The sequence below is a fragment of the Verrucomicrobium sp. BvORR106 genome (assembly GCF_000739655.1).
GTDB lineage: Bacteria > Verrucomicrobiota > Verrucomicrobiia > Verrucomicrobiales > Verrucomicrobiaceae > Verrucomicrobium.
The window spans coordinates 56,407-82,870 of record NZ_BATR01000096.1 but is presented as its reverse complement, the minus strand read 5'-3'; the positions used below and the strand labels follow the sequence as shown (position 1 = coordinate 82,870).

General features: G+C 59.1%; 24 protein-coding genes, 1 tRNA gene and 1 pseudogene. 14 read left to right on the top strand and 12 right to left on the bottom strand.

Going from position 1 to position 26,464, the window contains the following annotated elements:
* Positions 1-249: 249 nt before the first annotated feature.
* The 5 genes and pseudogenes from BV106_RS39280 to BV106_RS16450 all read left to right on the top strand — a co-directional run.
* Positions 250-402, top strand: a pseudogene (locus tag BV106_RS39280) (phosphopantetheine-binding protein); the annotation flags it as partial.
* Positions 403-839: 437 nt separating this feature from the next.
* Positions 840-1,565: a hypothetical protein gene (locus BV106_RS16465; protein WP_038166489.1), complete on the top strand. Its 726-nt coding sequence runs from the start codon at positions 840-842 to the stop codon at positions 1,563-1,565.
* A gap of 18 nt (positions 1,566-1,583) precedes the next feature.
* Positions 1,584-2,555, top strand: coding sequence for a hypothetical protein (locus BV106_RS16460; RefSeq protein WP_038166488.1), 972 nt, complete (start codon positions 1,584-1,586; stop codon positions 2,553-2,555).
* Positions 2,556-2,731: 176 nt separating this feature from the next.
* Positions 2,732-2,929: a hypothetical protein gene (locus BV106_RS16455; protein WP_038166486.1), complete on the top strand. Its 198-nt coding sequence runs from the start codon at positions 2,732-2,734 to the stop codon at positions 2,927-2,929.
* Positions 2,930-3,044: 115 nt separating this feature from the next.
* Positions 3,045-3,374 carry a hypothetical protein gene (locus BV106_RS16450; RefSeq protein WP_038166484.1) on the top strand — a complete coding sequence of 110 codons (330 nt, stop codon included), beginning with the start codon at positions 3,045-3,047 and terminating at the stop codon, positions 3,372-3,374.
* Between the two features lie 44 nt (positions 3,375-3,418).
* Here the strand turns inward: BV106_RS16450 and BV106_RS16445 are convergent.
* Positions 3,419-3,492 (bottom strand) — tRNA-Gly (locus BV106_RS16445).
* Positions 3,493-3,751: 259 nt separating this feature from the next.
* Here BV106_RS16445 and BV106_RS16440 point away from each other — a divergent pair.
* Positions 3,752-4,615 carry an aspartyl/asparaginyl beta-hydroxylase domain-containing protein gene (locus BV106_RS16440; protein ID WP_081891812.1) on the top strand — a complete coding sequence of 288 codons (864 nt, stop codon included), beginning with the start codon at positions 3,752-3,754 and terminating at the stop codon, positions 4,613-4,615.
* Positions 4,616-4,681: 66 nt separating this feature from the next.
* On the opposite strand, the gene BV106_RS16435 is transcribed toward BV106_RS16440, so the two are convergent.
* Positions 4,682-5,110 (bottom strand): hypothetical protein, encoded by a 429-nt coding sequence (locus BV106_RS16435; protein ID WP_038166482.1) that lies wholly within the window; start codon positions 5,108-5,110, stop codon positions 4,682-4,684.
* A 335-nt stretch (positions 5,111-5,445) separates the two neighbouring features.
* On the opposite strand from BV106_RS16435, the gene BV106_RS16430 reads away from it, so the two are divergent.
* Positions 5,446-5,919, top strand: a complete 474-nt coding sequence (locus tag BV106_RS16430; RefSeq protein WP_265595757.1) for a hypothetical protein — start codon at positions 5,446-5,448, stop codon at positions 5,917-5,919.
* Positions 5,920-5,980: 61 nt separating this feature from the next.
* Positions 5,981-6,520, top strand: a complete 540-nt coding sequence (locus BV106_RS16425) for a hypothetical protein (protein WP_038166478.1) — start codon at positions 5,981-5,983, stop codon at positions 6,518-6,520.
* A 441-nt stretch (positions 6,521-6,961) separates the two neighbouring features.
* Here the strand turns inward: BV106_RS16425 and BV106_RS16420 are convergent, their stop codons facing one another.
* The 5 genes from BV106_RS16420 to BV106_RS16400 form a co-directional block, all read right to left on the bottom strand.
* Positions 6,962-7,618 (bottom strand): SIMPL domain-containing protein, encoded by a 657-nt coding sequence (locus tag BV106_RS16420; RefSeq protein ID WP_038166475.1) that lies wholly within the window; start codon positions 7,616-7,618, stop codon positions 6,962-6,964.
* Positions 7,619-7,749: 131 nt separating this feature from the next.
* Complete coding sequence (gene purT / locus BV106_RS16415) at positions 7,750-8,937, bottom strand: formate-dependent phosphoribosylglycinamide formyltransferase (RefSeq protein WP_038166473.1); 1,188 nt, start codon at positions 8,935-8,937, stop codon at positions 7,750-7,752.
* Between the two features lie 235 nt (positions 8,938-9,172).
* Entirely contained in the window at positions 9,173-9,730 is a 558-nt protein-coding gene (sufT, locus tag BV106_RS16410) for a putative Fe-S cluster assembly protein SufT (RefSeq protein ID WP_038166471.1), read from the bottom strand.
* Positions 9,731-9,936: 206 nt separating this feature from the next.
* Positions 9,937-10,428 (bottom strand): iron-sulfur cluster scaffold-like protein, encoded by a 492-nt coding sequence (locus BV106_RS16405; RefSeq protein ID WP_038166470.1) that lies wholly within the window; start codon positions 10,426-10,428, stop codon positions 9,937-9,939.
* Positions 10,429-10,607: 179 nt separating this feature from the next.
* Entirely contained in the window at positions 10,608-11,207 is a 600-nt protein-coding gene (locus tag BV106_RS16400) for a rhodanese-like domain-containing protein (RefSeq protein WP_051945955.1), read from the bottom strand.
* Between the two features lie 190 nt (positions 11,208-11,397).
* On the opposite strand from BV106_RS16400, the gene pssA reads away from it, so the two are divergent.
* The 3 genes from pssA to BV106_RS35720 all read left to right on the top strand — a co-directional run bounded on the left by pssA (position 11,398) and on the right by BV106_RS35720 (position 13,648).
* Entirely contained in the window at positions 11,398-12,285 is an 888-nt protein-coding gene (pssA, locus tag BV106_RS16395; protein ID WP_265595756.1) for a CDP-diacylglycerol--serine O-phosphatidyltransferase, read from the top strand.
* Positions 12,286-12,422: 137 nt separating this feature from the next.
* Positions 12,423-12,884: a hypothetical protein gene (locus BV106_RS35725; protein WP_051945954.1), complete on the top strand. Its 462-nt coding sequence runs from the start codon at positions 12,423-12,425 to the stop codon at positions 12,882-12,884.
* Positions 12,815-13,648 (top strand): hypothetical protein, encoded by an 834-nt coding sequence (locus BV106_RS35720; protein ID WP_265595755.1) that lies wholly within the window; start codon positions 12,815-12,817, stop codon positions 13,646-13,648. The genes BV106_RS35725 and BV106_RS35720 overlap by 70 nt, the downstream gene beginning before the upstream one ends.
* A gap of 34 nt (positions 13,649-13,682) precedes the next feature.
* Here BV106_RS35720 and BV106_RS16385 read toward each other — a convergent pair whose 3' ends face one another.
* Positions 13,683-14,483 carry a metallophosphoesterase family protein gene (locus tag BV106_RS16385; RefSeq protein WP_081891811.1) on the bottom strand — a complete coding sequence of 267 codons (801 nt, stop codon included), beginning with the start codon at positions 14,481-14,483 and terminating at the stop codon, positions 13,683-13,685.
* Positions 14,480-14,911 carry a hypothetical protein gene (locus BV106_RS16380; RefSeq protein ID WP_038166469.1) on the bottom strand — a complete coding sequence of 144 codons (432 nt, stop codon included), beginning with the start codon at positions 14,909-14,911 and terminating at the stop codon, positions 14,480-14,482. The genes BV106_RS16385 and BV106_RS16380 overlap by 4 nt, the downstream gene beginning before the upstream one ends.
* Positions 14,912-15,344: 433 nt before the next feature.
* On the opposite strand from BV106_RS16380, the gene BV106_RS16375 reads away from it, so the two are divergent.
* On the top strand, positions 15,345-16,613 hold the full coding sequence (locus BV106_RS16375; RefSeq protein WP_038166467.1) for an inverse autotransporter beta-barrel domain-containing protein: 1,269 nt from the start codon (positions 15,345-15,347) through the stop codon (positions 16,611-16,613).
* The gene (locus BV106_RS16370) at positions 16,499-18,175 is read left to right on the top strand and encodes a hypothetical protein (protein WP_265595754.1); all 1,677 of its coding nucleotides are present in this window, start codon (positions 16,499-16,501) and stop codon (positions 18,173-18,175) included. The genes BV106_RS16375 and BV106_RS16370 overlap by 115 nt, the downstream gene beginning before the upstream one ends.
* 121 nt (positions 18,176-18,296) lie before the next feature.
* Here the strand turns inward: BV106_RS16370 and BV106_RS16365 are convergent, their stop codons facing one another.
* Positions 18,297-18,641: a hypothetical protein gene (locus tag BV106_RS16365; RefSeq protein WP_038166463.1), complete on the bottom strand. Its 345-nt coding sequence runs from the start codon at positions 18,639-18,641 to the stop codon at positions 18,297-18,299.
* A gap of 516 nt (positions 18,642-19,157) precedes the next feature.
* Here BV106_RS16365 and BV106_RS16360 point away from each other — a divergent pair.
* A complete protein-coding gene (locus BV106_RS16360; protein WP_265595753.1) occupies positions 19,158-24,068 on the top strand; it encodes an autotransporter-associated beta strand repeat-containing protein in 4,911 nt (1,636 codons plus the stop codon).
* Between the two features lie 171 nt (positions 24,069-24,239).
* On the opposite strand, the gene BV106_RS16355 is transcribed toward BV106_RS16360, so the two are convergent.
* Together BV106_RS16355 and BV106_RS16350 are read right to left on the bottom strand one after the other, a co-directional pair.
* Entirely contained in the window at positions 24,240-24,875 is a 636-nt protein-coding gene (locus tag BV106_RS16355) for a plasmid pRiA4b ORF-3 family protein (protein ID WP_063767948.1), read from the bottom strand.
* 298 nt (positions 24,876-25,173) lie between these two features.
* Positions 25,174-26,451: a DUF1501 domain-containing protein gene (locus BV106_RS16350; protein WP_038166459.1), complete on the bottom strand. Its 1,278-nt coding sequence runs from the start codon at positions 26,449-26,451 to the stop codon at positions 25,174-25,176.
* Between the last annotated feature and the right edge of the window lie 13 nt (positions 26,452-26,464).

Genomic DNA, 26,464 nt, shown 5'->3' with positions numbered 1-26,464 from the left:
ATGGCAAAAACGCGTCCCACTTTTTGTGTTTCAAACGCCGTCCCGCTCAAGGTAAACTGATGCAAAAAGGATGGATCCTTAATGGTCCAAAAATTTGCCCCAGTTCAAATGTCACGAAGTTCCCCCATCGCTCTGCCCTTGGTCATCCTCGCCGCCAGTCTGGCTTCTTGCGATCAAAGGCCCCCTCCTCCGACACATTCGGCAACACCTGCCCAGTCCGAGCCTGCATCGACCGCCCCCTTCTCTGCGGTGCAAGCCATCGTTGCCCGGCAACTCGGCCTTCGCCCTGAGAGCATCAAACCCGAGTCAACCTTCGCCGCCCTCGGCGCTGATGATCTTGATGTTGTCGAGATCGTGATGGCCACTGAGGAAGCGCTGGACATCACCATCCCTGACGAAGCCCTCGGTCCCATCAAACCTCCGCCGGGGACTCCGCCCCTACCCGCCCGGCTCACAGTCGGAGCGTTTGTCACCACGGTCTCCCAGGCCCCCAAGGCCAGATTCTCGTCCCCGAAGCTCGACGAGCCCCACGACGGCACGCTTCGCCTCGCCCAAGTGGGGGCTTATCAAGATCTTAGCAAGCTCCCCAACCCGCGGGGGTACGAACTGGTCTTCGTTCCGGAACTCTCCGCGCTCGAAGCCGCCGCCGCACAGAAGCTCGGTCAGAAACTCACCGAGCCCGAACGCATTGCGCTCAAAAACAAAGCCGTCGTGATGGCCATGCCTCCGGCTGACGCCGCCAAGTTCAAGGAACAACGCAACCGTCCCGCCGCTCCTGCCGGCACCGTAGCCCCGCCGGTTCAGCCGAAGGCCCAGCCCTAGCTCCAACCCCTCGCCACATGCCTGTTCTGAAGACCCTGCATTTGGCTCTCGCCGTTCTGTTTGCCAGTTGTTTCGCATACACTTTCATCGGGCAACAGCGCATCGAGGCGTATGCGCAAGACTACGTCTCCTTAAGGACTGAGCAACTCGTCACGCCCGCCATTGACGCGACCGAGAAAGCCCTCCAGACGGACCTGGCCCAAAAGCTCCTCACCCCGACTCAGGTTGTCATGATCGAAACCGAGATCGCCAGCTTCCGTACCAACCCCAAGGACTACATCCTCAACGTCACCGCAACCCCACCCGTACCAACACCAGAAGATTCCACTCCGACGCTTAGGTCCACGGCTGACCGGGCCCTTGCGGCGATCAAAAAGAAAACCCTTCCCCTCTCCGACAAGATTGCTGCCATCAAGGAACACATCCACAGCCACTACCAAAACACCCTCCAGGCACTGCTGCTCGACCTGCGCATCTTCTCCGGCACCAACGTCCTCGCTGCCGGCCTGGCTTGTTTCCTCGCCCACCGGTCTCAGAATCGCCCATCCCGCCCGCTTGTCCTCATCACCCTCTTCCTCACCGCGGCGCTTGTTCTCTCCATCTGGTCCTATCTGGATTCTCTGAGCTTTCTTTTCATCCTCTTGAATAGCTATCTGGGCTGGTACTACCCCATCACCGTCGCCGGGTTGTTCTTCTTGTTTTATCTCCACCATCCCGATTCCCTCAGGCGGAAAGCCGCCTAACCCAGCGCCCCAATTGCCATGCAACCCTTCTTTGCCGGCGGTGTGCCCACGGGCATCCCTGATCAAGTGGCTCTCGGGATTGCGGCACTTATCCTGGTCTTTCCCGCTGCCTGTCTGCTCTCAGCGCTCCTTCAGCCTACAGCCCTTTCAGCTCGCGCCATTGAGTTCATACACTTCGCCAGACGTTGGTGCTACTATGCGCTTGGCTTCGCCATTTCAGGCATCGTCATGATCGAGTTCTCAATGTTCCTACAGGGCTACACCATCTATGATGACTTGCGCAGCCACCTCCTTTGGACGCATTCGCACCTTACCACTGCCACGGTCTCCCTCCTCCTCATTTTCAGCTGCCACATCCTTTGCCGCAAAGCCTCCAAGTTGCAGCCATCCTTGGCGCCCGCCAACTCTCCAGAGCGGATGTCCCGTTATAAGGCCTGGGCTGCCCTTTTTGCCATTGCGGTGGGTGCCGCCCTGTTGTTTCACCGCCACCCGTTTGTCAACATCCCCGTGGCCATCTGGGCCGCCATCGTCGTCTTGGTCGCCACTATTTTTGCTGCCCGCGACTTTCTGCCACCGCCGCCGGCTTCCGCGGATCTCGCCATCCCGTCCACTTGGCCGTCCACACTCTGGCACAGGCTCTCGCCCACCTTGCAAGTAGCCGCCCCGAGCGTTCTCACACTCGCATTTGCCATCGCCGCGACACTCGGCCTAGGCCGGTTACAGGAACACTTGGCCCGTGTCCATGGCGATCGCCTTGCCGCTGAGCTCGAGGAAATCACCCACCACGGCACTTATCCCTACCCGGCTGAGCTTCCCAACATCCCAGCCTTTGCCAGCCCTTGGTATCTCACCGTTCCCGTCACCTATCTGCCCGGCACTTCCCCCCGGGACTACCACCTCAGCCACTCTCTCATTCTGCACCCCGGTGCTCAGATGCGTCGTGACCCGCAGTCGCCTGCTTGGTACTGGTGGGGCTGGTCGGACCGGTGATTCACTGGGACTGCAGTCTTGGGAGATCGTCGCCACCCTCCCCCCTTGGTTCTAGAAACCATACCAAAAATCCCCTTCCCTTGCTCGGTCCCTGCATTACTATTGCGCCCGGCCTAGGAGGCCCAGCGCACAGGGTATCTTACATACACCGCTGAACCTCCGGCGTCCGACGGTCTATGTCCAGTGATGGGATTCAACCTGACTCCACTCCAGAACTCACTCGTTACGAACTGACACTCACAGATGGGACGCTCCGCGTGGTTCTCGCCCACCGCGTGAAGGTGCTCCATGAGAAACTGCGCTTTGAGACGGATGGCCAGGAGCCGCTCGTCATCCCCGCCAGTTCCCTCGTCTGTTGGGAAGCCGTCGACTAAGCGTATCGAACATTCGCGCCTCGCTCTTGTTCGATCATTTCCGTGGCTCCCGTCGTGGCCGCCAATCCATGTTGGCACGCGCCTGACCGATCCGACTCCCTTGCTCAGTCATTCAATGCAATCCGTCACCTACGCGATCAACCGACCGATCGCCCTCTTCATTCGCGAAATCCTGCGCAACACCCCACTGGCACATGAGTGGGAAAGTGCCGTGATGTGGGATAGCCTCTGCGCCACCCCCGCTGAAAATTCCGCGGGCGACTCCGATCCCCCGAAACTCCACGCCACCGTCAGTCTCGATCTCTTGGAACGACTGACAGAAGCCGTCTTCAAAACTGGCCCCATGCCCACCTGCACAGGAAACGGCACGAACCGGCGAGAAGTCGCCAACTTTGTTCACCGCATGAACATCACCGCAAGGCGGCGGCTGAATGCATGGGACTGAGGGGCATTCCGTTCCCAATCTGATTCTTTGCCCACAGAGTTTTGTGGAGCGGGCGATGAGAATCGAACTCACGTATCAAGCTTGGGAAGCTCGTGTTCTACCATTGAACTACGCCCGCATTCACTTCAGGCCCTTTTTGGGGACCTGCGTGGGAGGGATTCTGCCCTCCGGGCTGGAATTGTCAAACCAAAAGAAGGGGACAAGCAGCCGATGGGAGGATTCCGCAAGGCCCGGCTCAATTTGGGATCCATCCCTCCAAGGTTCATCCACCGTATTATCGGTTTGCAAAGCTGCTTACTCCCTCCCTCCGACCGTTCATCCATTCTCATTTGCAATTCTTCATTCCGAATTCCTAATTCCCCAGTCTGCATCTTCCCATGTCCGCTCCTGCTCCCGCCTCTCTGCCAACCGTAGCCAGCACCGCTGATACCGCAGTCGCCGATCACAAAAAGCAGCACGCGCTCGGCAGCCTCCCCTTGCAGGCGTACGACCGCACCCACCGCATCAAGCCCGCGGCGACTCCGTTGGGCCAGAAGCTGGAGGCCCTACAGGACTGGTTAGAGGACGTTATTGCCCGATTCTCGCCCTTGGGAGATCCCCCGGTGTACAGCAACAAGCACTTCCCCTGGGTGGACGACGTGGAGGCGGACTGGCAAAGCGTCCGTACCGAGCTCGATCAGGTCATGAAGTACCGTGACGCCATGCCCAGCTTCCAGGACATCATGAAGGAAGTAGGCGACATCCAGGCAGACGACAACTGGAAGACCTTTTTCCTCAAGGCGGTGGGCATGGACTGCGGGGAGAACTCCGCCCGCTGCCCGGAGACGATGAAGCTACTGGACAAGATTCCCGGGCTCACCACCGCCTTCTTCAGCATCCTTTCCCCGGGCAAACACATCCCCTCCCACCGCGGTGCCTGGGCCGGAGTCCTGCGCCTACACGTCGGCCTGCTCGTGCCCGAGCCTCGCGAGCAGTGCCGCATCCGCATCGCCAATCAGATCCATACCTGGGAGGAAGGCAAGTGCCTCATCTTTGACGACACTTGGAACCACGAAGTCTGGAACGACACCAACGGGTATCGCGTCGTCCTCTTCATTGACTTCGAGCGCCCCCTCAAGTGGCCGCTGAGCTGGCTCAACCACCTCATCATGAATCTCGCCCCACTCGCCCCCTTCCTTCGTGAAGCCAAAGGCAAACAGAAGGCGTGGGAGAAGAAGATGTGGGGCGGGAAAGGTTCTTAGTTCTTCGGGCGGCTGGAGTTTGAAGTTTGAAGTTTGAAGTTTGCACCTTGACTGGCGCTCCATCCATTATTCACGCCCGCCACCGGCCCCCACCCGAGTCTTGGTGCGACCTTTGACCTTGAACTGCCGGTCGTAGATCAGCACCTCGCCCGCCTGGTCTTCAGTGTTCTGGATCAGCGCCGAGCCCATTTGCAGCTTGAAGTTATTTCCTATCTCAATCCGATCCCCCAGCACCGACACCCGGCCTGCATGAAAGGACATGTCGCCTGCTGGTTCGCCTCCACTTAGCCTGACGCCCGTCACATCGACCAGGCTTCCGTCCGCGTTCACACCCCGGTACTCCAGCTTCCAGCGTGCTCCGCCTATCTGCACCTCCCTCACCCCCTCCGCGTTCGACTCGCGGGATACCGTCGGCGGCCCCTCCGCCCAGACCGGGATTAAGTTTGCAGCGGCCAGGAAAAAACTCATCAACACACGTGGGAGGAGCACTTTCATGCTTTCCAAGCTAATCCCCTTCCTTGATCGAACAAGAGAAATAATACAGCTCCTCCATCGTGCGCCTTTCCGGGGCTATTGGACCCTCACCCACTCCCCTCTGCCTTCACGCCCCCGTTGCTTTTCTCCATTTCACACCCATCATTCCTAAGTCCCCCGCCTTCCCCAAAAAGGTTCCCCCCTTAAAAAAACGCCCGATGTCCCCAGACGCGCCCCCTCCGCTCCCCCAGCCAAAGTCGCCTCCGCAACTGCCCATTCTCCACACCGTCCAGGCGACAGCCACGCCGCTGGCTGCCGCCCCCCGTTCCCCAAAAGCGCCCCTGGCATTCGGGATCATGAATCTGTGCTTCGCGGTCTCCGGCATTGGCTCCAGTCTCTTTCCCCTCATCAGTTCGGGTCAAAATCCTCTGTCCGGGTCCTCTGGATCAGCCGCCACAACATGGCTCTTGGGCATCGGCAGTCTCGTCGTCGCGCTACAGATCGTCGCCTCCATCGGGCTCATCCGGTTGCGGGAATGGGCACGGCAGACCACCGTCATTCTCGCGGGTTTGCAGTCGCTCATCTGCATCGGCGGCATGGCCGTGATCACCGGCATTCTGCCCCTGCCTGGAGCCCCAGACACCCCCGCGCCCGTGACCTCCACAGATCCTTCCATCCAGGGAAAGCTGGAGTTCCTCAACGCGGTCTTCGGCACCTTGGGCACCATTTTCAAGGTCGTGCTGATCACGCTCTTTGCTCTATCGCTCATTTACAGTCTCCTGCAGATCATCCTCCTCACCCGTCCCCGCGTTCGCCAGGCCTGCCTTTAGAACAACCAGGCAGCAGCCGCTTTCACCCCACAACCCCGCAACCCCATTACTCACGTTCCCCATGCAACCTCCCACCCTTCCCATCGAGAAGCCAAAGACACTCCTCGTTCTCGGCATTCTCAATCTCGCGTTCGCCGCCTTTGGCATCTACGGGCTGATCACCAGCGTCATGATGCTGGTGAAGCCGGAAATGTACGCCGCGAATCCCGTGGTCACCATCATGCAGAATGACGTCGCCTACGCCACCTACTACAAAGGTCTCCTGGGCTTCTCGTTCCTCCTCGTTCCCGCGAACCTGGCAGCCGCCATCGGCCTCATCCGCGGACGCGAGTGGGCGCGCAAACTTACGCTGGCCATGGCCCTGGTTGGAGTAGTGGTGGCCGGAGTGAACGGTTGGATCAGCCACACCCACCTGTCTGGCCCAGCCATGGCCGAAGCGATGAAAAACACCGGAAGCGATGCGACGGCACAAAAAATCATGGAGGTGGCGATGACCGTCTCGCTGTTTGTCGGGTTCCTCGTCGCAGTGGTGTGGACCATCGTGCAATTCGCGTTGCTCTGCCGTGCCAAGGTGCGGGCCTATTGCAAGGTGGCGAAGTAGCACGGCTCTTGGTTGTTAGAAATCTGAACCTCCACTCTATCCGGAAGTTCGATCCACTCATCGCACTCTCCGGCGCGAAGCGTCTTGGAGTGCTGGCGGCTCGACGCCACTCTCACCTGCCGAGGTCATTTCCTAAAACCGACCGACTCTAACAGGTAGCCCAGGGAAGGCAGTCCAGGAACCCTCAACCTACCAACCCTGCCCACAGCATGTGAATGGGAGCTTCCGTGGCCCGCTACAGGTCCCTCAAGCTCGCGCTATCAGGCAACTGAGGAGAGTATTCACTGAGAGCAATCATGAGATTCAAAAGGTGAAAAATCTGAACTCTGAATCACTCCACTTTCGATGATCCGGCACTCAAGGCAGTTACAATGAATCCCAACACCCACCGCACTTAACGCATGGCCTCCACTCTTGCCGCCTTTATCCAGGCTCTTCCATTCAGTCTCGGAAACTCCCGAGTCGGAATTTGCATTTCAATGTGAGGGACAGCGATTCCTCATGATTGAGTGACAACCCCAGATCCTCCGGCTCTCGAACGCGCGTCGTCTTGCTCAGCCTCATCCCTGAGATGCCTTGCGTATGACTGCTGCCCGCGGGCTCTTGCCACGTCGCCGTCATTTCATAGACTCCCAAGAGCGCCACGTTCAGTTTCGCGGCGACGTCAACCGCTTGCGCCTTGGCTTGCACAGCCGCCTCTCCATAGAGCCGGTCCTTAAGTGCCTCCAGGCCAGAATAGTCCCACTGCACGCAGTCCAGCATCACATTCTTCTGCCGGGCAACTACCGAGATCACCACACTGAGCTTGTCCATCGTCACGTCAACGATCTTGAGCAGATACGACACCTCAGACGAGCTCAGCAGTTTCCCGCTCTTTGAGGAGAGGCTCACTGATTGCAGCGTCACCTTGTCCTCCGGCACCCCGGCAGACTTCAGTTCCTCAACCAACAACCGTAATTCCTTTGCCTTGGCAAAGGCCTCTCTTCCAGAGTAATAGGACTCACCTCGAACCTCCAATTCCAGGGAGGCCGACGCAGGTCGGACCGTCACCGTCAGTGACTTTTGTACCGTGATTGTGTCTGGATATTGCTGCGACATAGCTGTTTGCACCGCCCCATCAACACGATGTTTGAAGTTACTTTCTGTCGTCGCACGCGCCAACTCAACCAGCGAAGCCTCTCAACACCCATTGCGGAGTCTACAATCGCAACGCGCAGTGCCCCCCCCACTTAGAGCCGCACATCCACGGCCGCAGCCGCATTGCGAGCCTTCTCGCGCGCCGCCTCGATGCTCGCCGCCCGGGCGGCCAGCACGCCCATGCGGCGTTTGCCCTTCACTTCTGGTTTGCCGAAGAGGCGCAGAGCCGTGTCGGGTTCGCTCAGCGCTGCAGTGAGATTGCCAAACTGCACGTCTTTGGAATGCCCTTCCACGAGGATCACCGCGGAGGCGCTTGGGCCGTGTTGGGTGATGTTCGGGATGGGCAGCCCCAAGATGGCGCGAGCATGCAGGGCAAACTCACTCAGGTCCTGAGAAATAATCGTGACCAGGCCAGTGTCATGCGGCCGCGGGGAAACCTCGCTGAACCACACCACGTCATCCTTCACAAAGAGCTCCACGCCAAAGATGCCCCACCCGCCCAGGGCGGTCGTAATGGCCTCGGCGATGCGCTTGGACTCCGCCAACGCGGCCCCGGTCATGGGCTGCGGCTGCCAGCTCTCGCGATAGTCGCCATCTATCTGCAGGTGCCCGATCGGCTCGCAGAAGGACGTGCCACCGGCATGGCGCACCGTCAGCATGGTGATTTCATAGTCAAAGTCCACAAAGCCTTCCACGATGACCTTGCCCTTGCCAGCCCTGCCGCCCTCCTGGGCATACTTCCAGGAATAGGCCAGATCGGCCTCGCTGCGAACCACGCTCTGCCCCTTGCCGGAGCTGCTCATAATGGGCTTCACCACGCAGGGCATGCCGATCTCCGCCACCGCCGCGCGGAACTCATCTTCTGTGGCAGCGAACTTGTAGGGTGAAGACCGCAGCCCCAGCTCCTCCGTCGCCAGACGGCGGATGCCTTCACGATTCATCGTCAGCTTCGCCGCCCGTGCCGTGGGCACCACCTTGTAGCCCTCTGCCTCCAGTTCCACGAGGACGTCGGTAGCGATCGCCTCGACCTCAGGCACGATCAAATTCGGCTTCTCCGCCACCAACACCGCCCGCAGCGCCTCTGCATCCAACATGGAGACCACATGCGCCCGGTCCGCCACCTGCATGGCAGGGGCATTCTCATAGGAATCCACCGCAATCACCTCACACCCGAACCGCTGCAGCTCGATCACCACCTCCTTGCCCAGCTCCCCAGAGCCAAGCATGAGAACACGAGTTGCGGAAGAGGTGAAGGGGGTACCAATGGTCGGGGATGACATGAGGTGACTGGAGAGAGTGTTGAGCGGGACAGAACGATGAGTGAAAAGTAAAAAGTGAAAAGTAAAAAGTCGAGATCATCCTGTGAAGGTGCTCGAAGGCTGGGGAGATCGCGACCATCCGGGGTTCAACCGTCCCGTCGCTGACACCAAAAAATGAAAAAGGGGAGCCTGCGACTCAAGCTCCCCACTTTTCACTTTTTACTAGCTACTTTTTACTGATCTGGCGCTCTGCGCCTCAGATCATCCCCAGCTTCATCTTCCCCTCTTCGGAGATCATGCTCTGGTTCCATGGCGGATCCCAGACGAGTTCCACGGCGGCATCGTCCATGTTCTCAATGGTCATGATGCGGGCTTGGGCGTCGGCTGCGATGGTGGGGCCCATGCCGCAGCCGGGAGCCGTGAGGGTCATCTTCACGAGCGCCTTGGTCTTGCCGTCATCTTCGTTGCTCACGGAGCAGTCGTACACCAGCCCCAGATCCACGATGTTCACCGGGATTTCCGGGTCATAGACCCCGCGGAGCTGCTGCCACACCTGCATCTCCAGATCGCTCGCATCACCAGGGATGTTCGAGGAGCTCTGCGTCTCCTGTTTTTTGTCTTCCTCAGGATTGATGCCCAGAGCATCTGCATCCTTGGAGGAAATGCGGGCCAATCCGTGATCCGTCGCCACCGTGTAGGTACCCCCCAGGGACTGCGTGATGATCACCCGGGTCCCAGCTGGCAGGCGGATGGCATCCCCGCTCGGGATCTGGATGGCTTCAACTTCTCGATTCAGGTCTATGTCAGTGTGCATGGCAGTGTGGGAAAGGGAAAGGGGGTGATGTCAGGCTGCGAGAATCCCTAAGAAGCTGCGAACCAGTGAAAAGTAAAAAGTAAAAGGTGAAAAGTGGTCGCACAGCTTAGGCCGCGGGCTTGCTGGAGCCGCCTGACCGCGCACTTCGGCACCGTATTGGGGGTACGTGGCCCGGAACCGGGCGGCCGTAGCGGAAAGCGCCCCAGCTAGATCTTCACGATCTTGATCTTTGCCCCCTGCTTCTTCCCAGCTGCCGCCAGGGCATCATGAAGCGTCGGAGCCTGCTCCACGGGAGCGGAAGTTATCGGCGCTGGCGCACTGGCTTTCTCCGCAGATTCAGCCTCCAGGGCCGCCTTCAGAGCCCCTTCCACCATCTGCCCGCAATGAATCTTCATCGGCGGCAACGGTCCCAGCGGTTTCGAGAGCTCCTCGGCACTCAGATCCAGTGCCTCCTCCCGTGTTTTGCCCTTGATGAGCTGCGTCGCCAGGCTCGCCACGGCGATCGCGGTCTGGCAGCCAAAGCTCTGAAAGGTCGCCTTGTCGATGACCTTTTTCCCGTCCTGCTCCTTGTACTTGATCCACATGCGCACCATGTCCCCGCAGTCCGGGCTCCCCACCGTACCCACCGCATCCGCATCCGGGATCTCCCCCACATTCTGGGGGTTCGCCAGGGCATCCTGCAAAACTTCTTCGTTCATAGTAAAAAAGACACCAGAGGCAGACTACCAGACATCAGACCTGACCGGCAGCAGCATCATGGAAGATTTGTAATAACTGGCAGTTCCAACCGCAGGAAAAACCCAGAGCTTGCTTGGCTGCCGATCGGCTCAGTCTGATCTCTGGCGTCTGGCAATCTGGAGCCTCCTGCGCAACAGGCTCAGTCCTCGATCTCCAAACGGTAACGCGGAATGCTAGGATCCACTTCCAGGCTGTAGGCATCAATCCCGCCCTTCAGACACTTCGTCTCCACAAATCCATGGCCCAGGAAGTACGCGGCCGCGTCCATGGCACTATTGCCCTGATGATCATAGATCACCACGGGGTCAGTCTTGTTCCACTGGTCGAAAATCACCTGAATCAACTCTTGTGACACCAGATGGGATCCAGGGATGGCCACAGCCTCGTGCTCCTCGCGAGAGCGCACGTCTAGCACCTTCGTATTCGGGTTCGTCTCCAGAAGTTTCACCAGCGCCTCGGGGGAAATTTGCAGGCTCGCATCGCTCTGGTAGCTCTCTTGGATGAAGGCAATCGCTTCCTCGACCGGGATGTTCTCGTTCCGGGCGCACACCTCTGCCAGGGTCTCCCCAGGCTGGAAACCGCAACTCCGGCACCCGCCGATGTGATATTTGGCAAACAGCGCCCGCTGAGCCCCCGGGTAGGATTCCAGCAACGAGCCCATTTTGGTCGCCCCGCTCAGCGGCGGCAGGTCGGCTACAACATCAGAGGAAACAGGATCGGCGACAGTCGCGGTGCTCATTATAGACTGACCTTACGCCCGTCATGCCAAAGAGGCAACGAGCAAGGGAATTTGAGACGCTTCGCTAGTTTAAGACAGCTCCTGAACAGGCACTTTTTCCGCCTCCCCCCTCCAATCCCGTCCTGATCTTGTTAATCTCTTAAAAATCTTGTCAATCCTGTCCAAAAAACGCGCTACAGTCACGGCCACCATGTCCACGTCCCCCACCGACGACCGCGACCGCGAGCCCCGCATCTACGTCCTGCCGAACCTCATGACGGCTGGGAACCTGCTGTGTGGATTCATGGCGATCCTCCACATCGTCGGCCGCTTCCAGCCAGACACGGGCCATCAGCGTTACATGTGGGCCATCGGTTTCATCCTCGTCGCGTGTTTGTTTGATCTTCTTGATGGCCGCCTGGCCCGGATGAGCGGTCAGAGCTCTGACTTCGGCCGTGAATTCGACTCGCTGGCGGATATCGTCTCGTTTGGCATGGCCCCCGCCCTGCTTGTGCATGATATCGTGCTGGCCGAGTTTGAAAAGACAGTCGGCGGCCTTGGCTGGCTCATCGCTTGCATTTACCTCGTCTGCGGAGCCATGCGCCTTGCCCGGTTCAACTGCCTGGCGGCAATCGAGACAGAGACCGGGAAGAAGTCCTCCACCTCCTTCCGAGGGTGCCCTATTCCCGCAGCGGCTGGCGTCATCGTCTCCCTCACCATGACCTTGATGTGGCTGGACGGTATGGACCGCGAGATCGGACGGTGGAAGTACACCCTGCCCGCCCTCATGGTTCTGCTCTCCTACCTCATGGTCAGCAGCCTGGAGTACCCCAGCTTCAAGTCCATCAACTGGCGCACCCGCCGCTCTTTCCACTGGGTGCTCATCAGCATCATCGTGCTGGCTTTCACCGTGAAGGCCTGGCAGTGGATGCCCACCGTCCTCTTTGTCTCCTACCTCCTCTACGGTCTGGTACGCCCGTGGGTTTCCCGCAAATGGCGTCGTGAGATCGAGGATACGAACGAGGGGGAAACAGACGCAGACGGCGAGGGATCAGCGTTCAGCAGCGAGGGGCACAGCCTTCCTCCTAGTGAAAAGTAGAAAGTCAAAAGTGAAAAGTGGTGGAGCTGGCTGCGCCAGAAGACGATCGACGATCCTTTGCTTCCACCTTTTGAACTGACTACTGGAAACTTCCCCTACTTTTCACTTACCACTTTTTACTTTTCACTGCGCTCCCCGTGCCCGACTTCCACCAGCCCATCCTGCTCCCCACGCTGCATCACCTTGCCGAGACGGCTTTGGAAGAGCGTGAGGCCCTGTTGAAGGAGCTCTCGGTGGAGAAACCTGTCGCGCTGGTTATTCCCGCCCTCTACGCCGAGCTACAGCGTCCCGCGCTGCCTCGCATGCTGAAGCAGCTCACCGGGGTGCCCTACATCAGTCAGGTCATTTTCACCATGAACGGCATGAACCGTCGTGGGTATGACCGCGCCCGCGCCTTCTACGCCAAGAGCCTCCCGAACCTCCGTCACACTGTTCTCTGGAATGATGGTCCGGAACTCACCAGCCTGCACCGTGAGGTGGACACCCTCGGCACCCGCCGCAGTGGTCCGGGCAAGGGGGCAATGTCTGGATGGGCGTCGCCGCCCTCCACGCCACTGGCCACCGCGGGGTCATTGCCTGCCACGACAGTGACATCCTGAACTACGACCGGGAGATGCTCTGGCGCCTGTGCCTGCCCGTCGTTCACCCCGGCATGGGCTACGTTTTTGCCAAGAGCTACTACGGCCGAGTGCGGGAGCGCATGTATGGCCGGGTCACCCGGCTCCTCGTCTTCCCCCTCATCCAGGCTCTCCGGGAAATCTTCGGATCCACGCCCTTGCTGCGCTTCCTCGCCATGTGCCGGTACCCGCTCTCCGGTGAGTTCGCCGCAGACTCCGAGTTTCTCCGCAAGATCCCCCTGGCTGCCGATTGGGGCCTTGAGATCGGCATGCTCTGCGATGTCTTCCGCCACGCGCCCGCCCAGCGCTTCTGCCAGGTGGACCTGGGCAGCAACTTCGAGCACAAGCACCAGCACTTGGGCTATGATCCCGTCACGGGCATCCCAGATGCCACCAGCGGCCTCATGCGCATGGCCCGCGAGGTCACCCGGGCCCTCCTGGACCACCTGTGGGCCGACCTCGGCTTTTCCGCAGAGCCCCGCAAGCTCGAGCGCCTGGCCGATACCTACCTCGCCATCGCCCGCATGCTCCTCACCCGCTATGCCCATGAGGCGATGTTTAACGGGCTTGAGGAGACCTCCGCCGAGGAGATGGGAGCCATCACCGTCTTCGCGAAGATGATCGAAGAGGTCACCAGCGAGTGCCCTCCCACCCCTCCCTCGCCCAGCACCCTGCCCTCCTGGAACACAGCTTCCCAACGCCTGCCCGACCTCGGGCCCAAGCTCTGCAGCATCGCTGTCAGTTGAGGCAAGGGCCCCCAGCTCAGCTGCGGGCACGCGCTTAACAGGACCGTCCGCTTTCCGTCCCGGGTTCGAGGTTCACCATTATCCAGGGCTGAAATCCGGGATTGACCTTCTCCGGGTAGCCCTGTGGATTCGCCACAACCCGTGTCCTTCCGATCAAGTAGTCGTTGCTGTGATGGACGTGTCCGTGAACCCACAGCGCAGGTTGGTGGCGCTGGATCAAGTCGTCCAGGTGCGAAGCATAGGCGCAACTGATCAACTCCGCACGGCGTCGCTCCGGCAGTGAAAGGATCGAAGGGGCATGATGCGTCACGACCACCGTCCGTCGCGGATCATGCGTTTCAAAAAACGCCCCCAACTTTGCCACACTGGCCAGATGCGCCGCCCGGGTGTCCGTTGGCGCCAATTTCCTATACCCCTTTTGAGAGTTTCGCACCCGTTTGTAGTCGTTCATCTGTTCCGCCGCCAGGGCCGCGCCCTCCTGCCAGGGCCCCATCAATGCCAGGTCCGTCCAGAGGGTGCAGCCATAGATGAACCACCCGTCCATTTCAAAGAAGCCGTCCTCCAGCACGTGCACATTCGTCCCCCGCGTCGCCTCTTGCAGCCGCTCAATCACACGCGGGTACTTGTCGCCGTAAAACTCGTGATTCCCGCACACATACGCCGCAGGAGTGCTTCCGCAGAACTCACGAATCCATGGCAGGGCATTCTGCTTGGTGGCAACATCGCCCGCCAGCACCACCAGATCCTCGCCCTCCCCCATCGGCGGGATCTCCGTCGGACCAAACTCGCGGTGCAGATCACTTAACACCCGGATACGCAGACAGCCCGCACTCATGTCGCTTCAGCAGTCTTGGCTTTCCTTACCAGCCGGTGCACCCCAGTCACGACCAAGCCCAGCACGACAAACAAGGACGCAGCTACCGCCGCGAAGGCGACAAAGTAATAAGCTGTGGAGAGGAACACCTCCCAGTGGCGGGCGACATCTGGATCCACCACCCCTTCCTCGGTCCAACGAAAGCGAGCAATATAGGCTCCCAACTCATACAACACACCCGCACAAGGCAGCAGGAAGAGCAGAGCGCAAAAACCGAAATAAAACGCCCCGGGAGCCGTCGTCCGATCCTTGGTCAACCGCCATAGTAGCATCGCCAACAAAACCACCGTCAGCCCCAGCATCGTCCACATTGCCCACGGACAAACATCCATCAGCGACATCCGTCTAGCAATGATAAGGGGCGCTTCGCCTGTAGAGGTGGAGTTCATTCGAGAAACTACCCTGCAAAGAGATCATCGCAAGCTTTGGCAATGGCATGAAGGCAGCCTCCGCCCCGTACCCTTTGATAGGCGTCGCCAAGATATTTTCGATCATCAACTATCCAAGGTTTGAGACGTGGCCTGCCCCCTGTCTCTGCTTCCTAGAACTCTCCTTCAGGCAGTTCATTCTCCCCCATGCTACTCACTTTTGATTCAAGCATCTAGTTTCTCGAACAGCCTCACTAATTAATTTGATGGCTGGGGCACATTTTTGATGCATTCGCTGGTTTTATGCAGAATAACGCCAGTGCAAGCGTTTGCCTCTGTGCCCACTCAAGATGGGTGCTTGGTGCTGAGACATTTAGTTCCCGCAATCTGCGCGAACCACTGAAGCACAGCTTCAGGCAGATATTGCTTGTTCATACCTCAACTCCCCTCACCGATGGCTCCCTCCCACCCACGTCGAAAGAACTCCAAGCTCGCCCCATGGGCGAAACTCCTGGGCTCGCTGGTTTCCGCTGCTCCCTTGTTGGCGCTCGCCGGTCCTCTGGAAAAGAATCCCGTCAAGAACCCGAACCTGGTCCCCGTCCAGGAGAATCACCCCATGTACCTGGGCACGGTCACCGGCGGCGTGAAGACCAGCGACGTGTACACTGAGGGCAATTTCTCCATCGTCGCCCCCGTCTTCAGCACTCTGGGTGCGGACGCCACCCTCTCCGGCGACGTCATCTACCTTGAACCCTACACCTCCTGGGGTGAGGGTGGCGAGATCGCCGCCTCTCTTGGTCTCGGCTGGCGGCACCTCTTTGGCTCCCAGCCCGTCTCTGCACTCAACCGCAAAGATGCGCCCCAGGCCGGCTTCCTGGAAGAAGGCTTCTTCGTCGGGGCCAATGTCTTCATCGACATGCTCGACACTGAGGCCAACAACCAGTTCTGGCAGCTCGGCGTGGGCGTCGAGGCTGGCACCCGCTACGTCGAAGTTCGCGGCAACTACTACATCCCCCTCTCCGACAAGCAGCTGGCCGAGCAGACCCGCACCCGTGAGATCCTGCGCAATTCCTCCAGTCGCGATACCACCTCCGTCAGTGCTCTGAGCGACCCCTACGCGACCGGCAACACCGTGTCTCAGGATGTCTCCTACCGGACGCAGCGCACGACGACGACGACCACCACCACCATCGAGCGTCTCTTCAGCCGCTACGAAGAAGGCATGGAGGGCTGGGACACCGAGGTAGCCGTACTGGTACCCGGGCTCGACAAATACTTCGACCTCCGCCTCATCGGCGGCTACTACAGCTTTGACAACCAGCCCTTCGGCCCGCAGACCGGCGGCACCGGCAATGTGGAAGGCTGGAAGGCCGGCGTGGAAGTCCGCCCCGTGCCCGCCGTGATCCTCACGGGTACTTGGTACGAGGACGACCGCCTCACCGGCAGCGACTGGACCGCAGGTGTCCAACTTCAGCTTCCCTTCGAGCTGGGGATCTGGGCGATGGCAAAGGCTTCTGGGGCCGCATTGGCGACTCCTTCAAGCCCCGCCGCCGCCATCTGGCCGAGCGTCTGGCTGAGCCGGTACATCGTCAGAATGCCGCCATCAAGGTGGCCAACACCGTGGATGTGGACACGAAAACCTTCACCAGTGTGCAGAAGGTCACCAAGGTGGTCTCCCAGACCCCGGGCAAGCTCGTCCTGGCTGATGATATCGTCTTCGTGAACAACGGAAGCCCCGTGGGCAACGGCATCCAGGCTGGCGACACCTCCACAAACGGCGCCGACGGCACGGCTGAGAAGCCCTTCGATACCGTAACGGAAGGTACTGGCCTCGCTGCTCAAAACAGCTTTGGCACCTCCCGCCTCTGGAGCGTGTACACCCAGGGTGGTACAGGCATTGACTATAACGACAATGCCATAACCGCCGGAATGACCCGCTTCACCAGCAGCTACCTGCCCATCGTCGGGGTCGACGGCCGCACCTTCGGCGGCAATACAGACCGCCCCGTGCTGTACGGCGGCATCCTCTCCTTCTTTGGCCCGACCCTCATCGTGGAAGGCTATGACTTCCGCAGCGGCATCGAAGAATTCGGTGTGGCCGTTTTCGGCATCAACACTTCCAACGCCCTCATCCGTCACAACCTCTTCTCCGACATGGGAGAATTCGATCTTGAGGAGGGAGCAGGTGCCGTCACCTTCTACGTGCAAGACGACCAGCCGCATCACTTCGCAGTGGAGAACAACGAATTCCGCGACGTGTTCAACTCCATCGGCCTCATTGCAGATGCCGACTCGCTCTCCGACACGCTGAACGTCACCCTCGACGTACGAAACAACCTGTTCGCGGGAGAGGGCTACGCCATCTTTACCACAGGTGCCTACGGATCCGGCCTGGTTACGACCAACTTCACAAACAACGAGATCACCGGCAACTTCTACATCCCCTTCATCTCCTGGACAGAGGGCGACGTCACGCTGAATTCCACCTTCGCGAACAACGTCTTCACCTCCTCAAGTGATGTGGAATACATGTTCGGAGCTGAAATATCGGACGATACCAAGTTCAACCTCACCGTGAAGAACAACCAGTTCCTCGGCGAGGTCTGGGAAACTCAATTCGATCTCTACTCCTACGACCAATCCACGCTCACTGCGGACATCCAAAACAACCTCTTCTCGAATGAGATCGATCAGTTGATGTATGTCGAGCAGTATGACGACTCCACGCTCAGCATCCATTTTGCCCAAAACATTGTAGAGGCTGAATTCGACGAAGATGCCATCGCTCTCAACGTCTACGGGACCTCTGCCGGAAAACTGATCGCCAAGTTCGAGAACAACCTCTTCAGTGGCGACTTCTCAGACGACGTCATCGACGCCCATGTGAGCAGCGAAAGTTCAAACGGCATTCTGGATCTCACTGTCGCTGGCAACCAGTTTACCGACTACATCGGTGACTCCGCCATCGACGTCTTTGTCGGGGACGGTGCCACTGCAAACATCAAGGTGTACAACAACACCGTAGCAGAAGACGCCTACATTGACTCGACCTTCCTTCAGATCTCCACAGAAGGCGCGGCCACGGTTGCGGTCACCCAACTCGACAACAACCTGATCTTTGGTGATGTGGACTACGGGTTCGACTTCTTCAAGGATGCGGCCGCCACCTTCTCGGTATTCGGCACTCAGGACAACATCGTGACCAACCCGTTCACCAGCGATATCCAGCTGAACTTCGGCATCACGGGTAGCTTCTTCGTCAACGGATTCGAGTTTCCGTTCTAACGGCACTCCGAGCTCAGCCGTTTTCATTGATCAAGGCATCTCCGGATCACCGGAGATGCCTTTTTTGTTATCTCCAGACCATTGGATAGCAGCCTCTTTTTGCCAGGGCTTCAAGATCACATCAGCGATCTTCCCCCCTTCTATTGCTGAAAACAAGTGTCCTGCCACTGAGGAATGCCATGCTCAACGTGCCCCCCACGATCAATACGCCAACCGTAGCAATGGCAACTGCGGCGGCAAGAAAGCCGAAGAGCCGCTTCATGACACTGTCTCCTCCCCCCATGGCCAAATCCGGCGAGTAGCGCTTTTCTTCGCACCCCGTTTGCGAGCTTCCCTTGTATCCAAGGCCCCGCATCACCGCATCAGCGCCCACAAGCAGCACTGAATGACCGGCAACCGCCGTCATCGACGCCATCAATCCCATTGCAGCCATCAACCGGCGCGTGACCTCTCGAACTGAGTTCATAGTCGATGAATGTTCATGGCAGCTGCTCATGTGACAATGAAGTCACACGAGCATGAACACGCTGTGAAATGAGCATGAGAAATCAGTGAATAACGACACCTTCTCGGAAGACCGACACCGCTACTGGCACCAGATCGGTTTCAGAGACCATCGCACCTCGGAGAGACGCCGGATCACAATAACGTCATTTCAAGACACAATTTCACAAGCAGCTTCAAGCTCGCCTCTTTAACCACATTCACGCACCAAAATAGCGCTACAAGCTCGACCTCACTTGCTTCCTCGAGTTTTCACACATTTTGTTTTCCTCCATTCCTTAACAGGGCGGTGACATTTTCGTCGGATGCGTGCGCCCGAGCGCTCCCTATTTGCGGAAGGGCAATGCTTGTTCCCCCTACCTGCCGGCCGCAATTCAGAGGCACCACCCCATCAGATCGTCGTTTCACACTCAGCCTTTCATTCACGCCTGCCACTTCGTGTGTGACTACAATGTCACATGCGCTGACTTGGGTCTGCTTGATTGCTTTGGTTCTGCAGCTGCTGCAACCTTGCAGTGCCAAGGCCGAAAGCATCACATGGAGCAATACCACCGGCACATGGAGCCAGGGCTATCGCTGGGGCAGCGGCATCAGCCCCACGAGCAGTTCATCCACTACGTTGACATTCCTGGGATCCTCCAACTTCACAACCACGAATGATCTGGGTAGCTTCGCTCTGAATCAGCTCAACTTCTTAAACTCCTCCGGCACTGTCACTCTCAACGCATCTCCCATTACAGACGCTCTGGAATTCGTCGCAGACACCACTCCGGCCCTCCCTTCCATCAACGTCTCGGGTGGAGGCAATGCCACCATTTCCGCTCCCGTCATCTGGCGAACCAACGGACTTGTAACACGCAACAGTACCGGCACGCTGCTCTTTTCGGGAGCTCAGACCTATACCAACGGCACGAAGGTGACTTATGTCAACAACGGTGCCGGCACTCTCACCTTGGCAGACAACATCACCTACGCGTCCACTGGCACCGGTACTGGGGTCGTCCTCAACCTGATCAACAACAGTTCCACCACTTTCCTGAACCTTGGCAACGTCGGCGCCCTGAACAATGTCACCATAAACATTGGTGGCACCGGCACCGTGCGCTTCAACGGCTCCAGCGGCGGGGACCTTTTCTCCGGTTCCGCCGTACTCAATGTACTGGCAGGTGCCACGTTTGACTTCGGCACCAACGGGGAAACCATGGGAGCCATTTCTGGAGAAGGCAACATCAAAAACGGCTCCGGCATCACCTCCACTCTGGCTGGCTACTACCAGTATTCCGGCGTCATGAGTGGCGTTGGCACCTTGGCAGTCGGAGGAGCCAACACCACCTTCGTCGTGGCCGGATCCAACAACACCTACACCGGCACCACCAGCGTCTCCACCGGCCGCTTGGTGATCAGTGCCACCGCGCTCAGCGGCACCGCCAGTGCATTGGGAAACGCTTCCAGTGACGTTCTTGTAGGGGGAACCTCTGGCAGCGGCAATGCCGCTTTCCTCATCGACGGTGCAGGCGTCACCATGGGGCGCAACATCCGCCTCCAATCAGGCAATACAGGCAACGCCGTCATAGGCGGGCTCAACACCACTGGCACCGTCACCTACAGTGGAAACATCATACTCGGGACCAACGCTGGAGTTGCGAAGGGGCTTGTCGTTTCCTCCGCCGCAGGTGGCACCGTTGCCATCATTGGCAACATTGTTCGTGCCACGGATGGCACAGGAAGCGGTGACACCCTCACCGTGAATGGTGCCGGGACCGTAGTCCTCAGCGGCAGCAATACCTTCGCTGGCTCCACCACTGTCAACGGTGGCACTCTCGCCCTCGACTACACCACAACAAACTCTGACAAAATAAGCGCTACCACCACCCTGACCCTAAGCGGTGGCTCCTTCAGCATTCTGGGCAGCAATGATGCTGCCACTACCCAGACCGTCGGCGGACTAGTTTTAGGCAGCGCCGCACGGCTCTCCGGTGGCGGTGCGCGGCTCACGGTAACTTCCGGCCTGAACCAGGAAACGACGCTGAACATCGGCGAAATTTCCCGCAGCGCTGGCAGCACGATTGATTTCGTCACTGTTGGCAGCGGCAGCGGGCGGGCAAACATCACTTCCGCCAGCCTGAACAACGAATATGGCATTCTTGGTGGCTACGCCACCTTTCAGGGCAGCGATTGGGCCCTCGTAGATGAAAACGGCAGCATCACCCGGCTTGGTTCAGGTTATTACACTTCAGACTTTGGTGCCGGCCCGCATGCAAGCATCAGTTCCAGCGCCACCCTTGCAAGCGGCGGAACAACCGCCCATACCTTGCGTATCACTGGCGCGTCCGCCTTGACGTTCAACGCATCTTCCCCCGGAGCTCTCGTCCTTGAGAGTGGCGGCCTGCTCATGACATCCAGCGCCGGAAATTCCAGCATCGGCACCACCTCCAATCGAGGAACGCTGTCCGCGATGGGGGGCGAGCTCTTTGTGCATCAGCACAGCACCACTGGCACACTCACTATTCACTCCACACTCCTGGCGGCCAATGTGGCCAGCCTGACAAAATCCGGCAACGGCACTCTAATCCTGACCGGCACCAACACCTACACGGGTGCCACTTACATCAACGGCGGCAACGTCTCCGTGTCAGCCACTGGCAACTTGGGTGCCGCCACCGCCGATGTCTTCCTAAACGGAGGCACGCTCACTCTCTCCGCAGGCTCGCTTGGGACACTCAACGCCGCCAACCGTGTCATCACTATCGGTTCAGCAGGCGGCACCCTCCACCTGGCGGTCAATCAATCCATGGAAGGCAGCGGCCTCGCAGGCACCGGCACCCTGACATTAACCGGCCCCGGCATGCTCACTGTTGGCAGCTCTGAGAGCCCGTTTACCGGAGATATCGTTATCAAGAACGGCACGTTGAGAATGAACAGCCCGCAGTTTGACAGCGTATCGTCTATCACCGTACAGGCTGGAGGCACCTATAATATCGACGACGACGGTGCCGACTCATTCCCCAACATCGCAGGCGGACGCATTATCATCAACGGTGACGGTTTTGGAAACAATGGTGCCATCCGCCTGAGCGACCAGTCCACCACCAACTACGGCAAAGACCCAACCTCAACGCTTTCCAACGAAATCGTGCTTCAGACCACCTCCCGCATCCAGGTGGACAATGGCACCGCCATCGGCAGTCTCTCCACCCTGCGGATCACTGGGAACATCAGTGGTACAGGGTCCCTCGTGAAGACCGGAAACGGAGTCCTCGCGGTCAGCTCTCGGAGCAACACCTACAGCGGCATCACCCGCATCGAAAACGGAATTCTCAGGACCGATGCCGGCAACGACCGCCTGCCCACCGGGACCAGCGTCGTCCTCGGATCAGGAGCCAATTCGGGCGCCCTCCAACTCAACGGCTTCTCCCAGACCATCGCGGGCCTGAGCACCCTGGGCACAGGCACACGCAACGCTGTCATAGGCGGCAGCACCTCCACGACCAGCATTCTTCAGATCAACAACGAGGATTCCCAGACCTACAGCGGCTTTCTGGGTGGCACCGGCTCCGCGACCGGCACCTCTGACAATGGGACCAACAACAACCTCTCGTTGATCAAAGACGGCACCGGCCTTCTCCTTCTCACCCAAGCCAATACTTATACCGGGCAGACCTCCATCAATCGTGGGACGCTCACGCTGGGCAATGCACATGCCCTTGGCGGTGGCGGCGCCTCACTGGGCCGCGACCACGCAGGTACGACCATCCAGTCGGGTGCCACCCTGGACCTCAATGGCCAGTCCGTCATCCAAGAGGTACTCACGATTTCTGGTTCCGGAGTCAACAACAACGGCGCGCTGGTGAACAATAGTACCACCGCCGTCCACATCGGCAGCGGCGTGGCCGCACTCAGTCTGTCCAACGTCACCACCACTGGCTGGTCTGCCAGCACCACCGTGTCAATCACGCCACCTTCAGCTGGTGGAACCACTGCCACCGCCGCGGCGAGCTTGGGACTTAGCAACAAAAGCTTTGCCCTCACCAGTGGCGGCACGGGATTCAGCCTCACGAACCGCGCCGCTACGGTCACTGACGGCGGTGGCACAGGAGCCGTAGTCGTGCCCATTCTCGGCGTCACCACCGCTTCGTACACCATCACCGCTGGCACCACCACCTACAGCGTCGCTCCGACCGTCACTCTCAATGGCGGAGCCACCGCCGTCGCCAACCTCGATGGTGCTGGACGCGTCATCAGCATCACCATCACCAATCCCGGCAGCGGCTTTACAGACACCCCCAGCATCTCCTTCACCGGCGGCACTGTACTGGTTGCAGGCACGAACCCTACTGGCACCGGAAACGCCAGTAACTTCACCGTCACCGGCATTAACGTGGTGAATCCGGGCACCGGCTATACTTCGCTACCCACCGTCACGATCACCGGCGGCACCGGAGCCACCGCCACCGCCGTGGATGGAAATTTCATCCTTAACGGATTCATCATCACAGACCACGGCAGCGGCTACACTGAAGCCCCTGGCGTCACCTTCAACGGTGGCAGCGCCACCGCGACAGCACATGTCACGAGCATACAGCTCGCCGCCGATACTGGGATAGGAGGCACTGGCAACATCATCGTGGACACAGCTATCTCAGGCAGCCATGGCCTTACCAAGACAGGCTCCGGAACCACCACCCTCGCTGCCGCCAACACCTACATCGGCAATACCACCGTCGAGACCGGGACCCTGCTTGCCACTAATACCGTTGGCTCCGCAACAGGCAGCGGATCCGTGCTCGTCAAAAGTGGTGCCGCTCTGGGGGGCACCGGATTCGTTGGACTTGCCCCCAGTCCTGCTGAACCGCATTTCGCTCCTGTCAACATCACGGTTGAGACCGGGGCACGACTCATCATCGGCACCACCCACAATGCCAATGCAACCTCCGGCGGTGTCGCTTCTACCCTGGCGCTCCAAGCTGGTGGGGATGGGCAGTCCATCAGCGGATTCATTTCGTTGAACGGCACGATCCAGTTCGACATCTTTGATCGCACCGCTGGCCTGAACTCCACGTCCAACAATGATCGACTCGTACTGGTCAGCGTGTACGAGGTCATTTTGAGCGGCACACTGGAGGTTCGAGACGTCACAGGAACATCCTCGACCTGGCAGCTCGGCGACTCCTGGCAGCTCATTGACTGGACCCTGGTCAACTACCCCGATCACACGATCTCCGCCTTCGACAACTTCATCCTGCCCACACTCAACGACATGCTCAAATGGGACACCAGCGAACTCTATACGCAGGGCATCATCAGCATCGTGGTCGTCCCTGAGCCTTCCCGCCTCATCCTCCTCGCCATCACCTCGATGGCTCTGCTGATGCGTCGCAGACGGCGCTAAGCAAACGGCCGGCTGGATCAAGAATGCCTTTCAAAGGGACGGGCATCAGCTGGACAAGCGTCCCATTCCACCTTCCAACCCAGACCCCATGAGGACGAGGCAACAACTTTGTCCCATGGGGTGTGATGCAGAGAGCGGGCGGACGACCGCTCTCAAAAAAACCGGGAATTTCTACTTTCCGCCAGTCGCCAGTTTCAATCGCTTGGCAGGATTGCCGAACTTGATCTTGGCAGGATTGAAGGCTTCCGGATCGAAAGCTTTGGCGCTCTCCACGTTCTCCGCCATCCACTCTGTCAATTCTTCATGGTCAGGGTGGTCTTCATCCGCCAGAGCTTCCAGCAAATTCTCATAGCCAAACACACCCCCACAGTCTTCTGGCGGACATGCCCGTTTTCCGTCGAGGCACACGGGGTACTCGACCTTTGCCTCTTCCAGCAGGATGCCTTCCAGCAGGATCGTATGCCTCCAGTCGTCGCCGAAGTCATACAGGTAGCTCACCGTATCTCCAGGGCGGCTCAAATGATCCGCCACGCTCACTTTCCACCCTGGCTGGACATCGTCTTCGACCTCTTCCGAGGGCACCCCAATCCGCAAGCGACCTCCCTTGGCCTGTTCCAGTTCAAACTCGTGCAAGTGGCAGTCCATCCACCCCATGGAATCCTGGATGGCCACGTGAAGCTCCCAAAACGTGGAGGCTTCCGACAACTGAATTCTTCTCCAGATTGCCGGTTTGGATTCATCCAGCGACACCCTGAATTGATAGACGAGCTTTTGCTTTGCAGGCTTGGCCGGTGCTTTTTTCTTCATGACAACGTCCATGGCATCAAGCTCAAGCGTCCGCAATGGGGATTCAAGATTCACGGATCAAAGTTTCAATGCCCGGCACTGGCGGGCGACACGCCCCCCCTGCGGCCATCCCCCAACTTTCCTGAAACCCCGGGCGGACGCGGAAATCTGGCCTCCTTGCTCGGCCCTTCCGCAAAGCATCGCGGCCCCGCTCCAAACAAAAAGACACCCGGTCTTGCGACCGGGTGTCGTACTGAACCCCAATTAACTATGACTGACTAACTAACTGACTGAATCAGAGACAAAGAGATGCCAGGCATCAGGCGAAGATGTCGCCGACGACCTTGCCCTTGTCGCCCACGGTGAAGGGGCGGCCGGAGGGGGACATCACCACCTCGCTCACCGGCAGGCCCATGGCCGCGCCGATGGTGGCGATGAAGTCTTGCACCGTCACCTGCTTGTCGGCCACTTCCTTGCCGTCCTTGTCGGAGGAACCATAGACGTAGCCGCCCTTCACGCCGCCGCCAGCAAAGACGGTGGAGTACACCTTGGGATAGTGGTCACGACCGCTGTTCTCGTTGATGTTCGGCGTACGGCCGAACTCGGAGCCCAGCACCACGAGCGTGGAGTCAAGCAAACCGGTGCGCTTAAGGTCCGTGAGCAGCGCCGCGAAGGCGTTGTCCATGCCGCTGCCGGTGCGCTCCATGGCTTCGTCGATGTAGTTGTGCATGTCCCAACCGCCGGAACGCACTTCCACGAAACGCACACCGCTCTGCACGAGGCGGCGGGCCAGAAGGCAACCCTGACCGAAGCCGTTTCCGTAAAGCTGACGGGTGGCGGCGTCTTCCTTGGTGAGGTCGAACGCTTCGAGGTCCTTGCTCGTAAGCAGGTTCATCGTTTCGTCGTAGAACTCGGTGTACGCACGAACTTCAGGGCTGCGGAACTTGTCGCGGAAAGCGCTGTCGAACTCGTTCATGAGGGACACACGCTTTTTGAACATGTCATCCGTCACGCTGGACTTGGCGTTCTGCAGACCGGATTCCGGGCTGCTGATCGGCACGGGAGCCAGCGCCGGGGGGAAGAAGCCTGCATTGGCGGTGCCTGCACCGATCGTCACGCTGGAAGGCAGCGTGGCGTGAGAGCGGCCCTTGAAGTGCTGAGCCCAGGAGCCAAGCGTCGGGTGAACGATCGTGCCACGGGGATCATAACCCGTGTGCATGATGTAGGTACCAGCCTCATGCACACCCGTCTTGGAGGACATGGAGCGCACGATGGAGATCTTGTCGGCCTGCTTGGCCATCTTGGTCATGTAACCACCCAGCTGAATACCGGAGGCATTCGTGCTGATCGGGTCTTTGAAGCCCTTCGTCTCACCCGTCTTCGGGTCAAACGTGTCGATATGGCTCATGCCGCCACCCATGTAGAGGTAGATCACGGCTTTGGCTTTGCCGCCCTTGCCAGTGGGTGAAGCTTCGGCAGCGCCGAAAGCCTCGTTGTCCAGTCCGGAGAGGACGCTGACGCCCAGCGCAGCCTTGGCCGTGCGGAGCATGAACTCACGGCGGGAAGCCGGATCGAGCTTGAGGTACGCATTCTTCATGGGGAAAAAACCT

Bases quoted from the DNA above. Each gene is read 5' to 3' on its own strand.
- BV106_RS16465 (WP_038166489.1), top strand. From the start codon at position 840: ATGCCTGTTCTGAAGACCCTGCATTTGGCTCTCGCCGTTCTGTTTGCC.
- BV106_RS16460 (WP_038166488.1), top strand. From the start codon at position 1,584: ATGCAACCCTTCTTTGCCGGCGGTGTGCCCACGGGCATCCCTGATCAA.
- BV106_RS16455 (WP_038166486.1), top strand. From the start codon at position 2,732: ATGTCCAGTGATGGGATTCAACCTGACTCCACTCCAGAACTCACTCGT.
- BV106_RS16450 (WP_038166484.1), top strand. From the start codon at position 3,045: ATGCAATCCGTCACCTACGCGATCAACCGACCGATCGCCCTCTTCATT.
- BV106_RS16440 (WP_081891812.1), top strand. From the start codon at position 3,752: ATGTCCGCTCCTGCTCCCGCCTCTCTGCCAACCGTAGCCAGCACCGCT.
- BV106_RS16435 (WP_038166482.1), bottom strand. From the start codon at position 5,110: ATGAAAGTGCTCCTCCCACGTGTGTTGATGAGTTTTTTCCTGGCCGCT.
- BV106_RS16430 (WP_265595757.1), top strand. From the start codon at position 5,446: ATGAATCTGTGCTTCGCGGTCTCCGGCATTGGCTCCAGTCTCTTTCCC.
- BV106_RS16425 (WP_038166478.1), top strand. From the start codon at position 5,981: ATGCAACCTCCCACCCTTCCCATCGAGAAGCCAAAGACACTCCTCGTT.
- BV106_RS16420 (WP_038166475.1), bottom strand. From the start codon at position 7,618: ATGTCGCAGCAATATCCAGACACAATCACGGTACAAAAGTCACTGACG.
- purT (WP_038166473.1), bottom strand. From the start codon at position 8,937: ATGTCATCCCCGACCATTGGTACCCCCTTCACCTCTTCCGCAACTCGT.
- sufT (WP_038166471.1), bottom strand. From the start codon at position 9,730: ATGCACACTGACATAGACCTGAATCGAGAAGTTGAAGCCATCCAGATC.
- BV106_RS16405 (WP_038166470.1), bottom strand. From the start codon at position 10,428: ATGAACGAAGAAGTTTTGCAGGATGCCCTGGCGAACCCCCAGAATGTG.
- BV106_RS16400 (WP_051945955.1), bottom strand. From the start codon at position 11,207: ATGAGCACCGCGACTGTCGCCGATCCTGTTTCCTCTGATGTTGTAGCC.
- pssA (WP_265595756.1), top strand. From the start codon at position 11,398: ATGTCCACGTCCCCCACCGACGACCGCGACCGCGAGCCCCGCATCTAC.
- BV106_RS35720 (WP_265595755.1), top strand. From the start codon at position 12,815: ATGGGCGTCGCCGCCCTCCACGCCACTGGCCACCGCGGGGTCATTGCC.
- BV106_RS16385 (WP_081891811.1), bottom strand. From the start codon at position 14,483: ATGAGTGCGGGCTGTCTGCGTATCCGGGTGTTAAGTGATCTGCACCGC.
- BV106_RS16380 (WP_038166469.1), bottom strand. From the start codon at position 14,911: ATGAACTCCACCTCTACAGGCGAAGCGCCCCTTATCATTGCTAGACGG.
- BV106_RS16375 (WP_038166467.1), top strand. From the start codon at position 15,345: ATGGCTCCCTCCCACCCACGTCGAAAGAACTCCAAGCTCGCCCCATGG.
- BV106_RS16365 (WP_038166463.1), bottom strand. From the start codon at position 18,641: ATGAACTCAGTTCGAGAGGTCACGCGCCGGTTGATGGCTGCAATGGGA.
- BV106_RS16355 (WP_063767948.1), bottom strand. From the start codon at position 24,875: ATGAAGAAAAAAGCACCGGCCAAGCCTGCAAAGCAAAAGCTCGTCTAT.
- BV106_RS16350 (WP_038166459.1), bottom strand. From the start codon at position 26,451: ATGAAGAATGCGTACCTCAAGCTCGATCCGGCTTCCCGCCGTGAGTTC.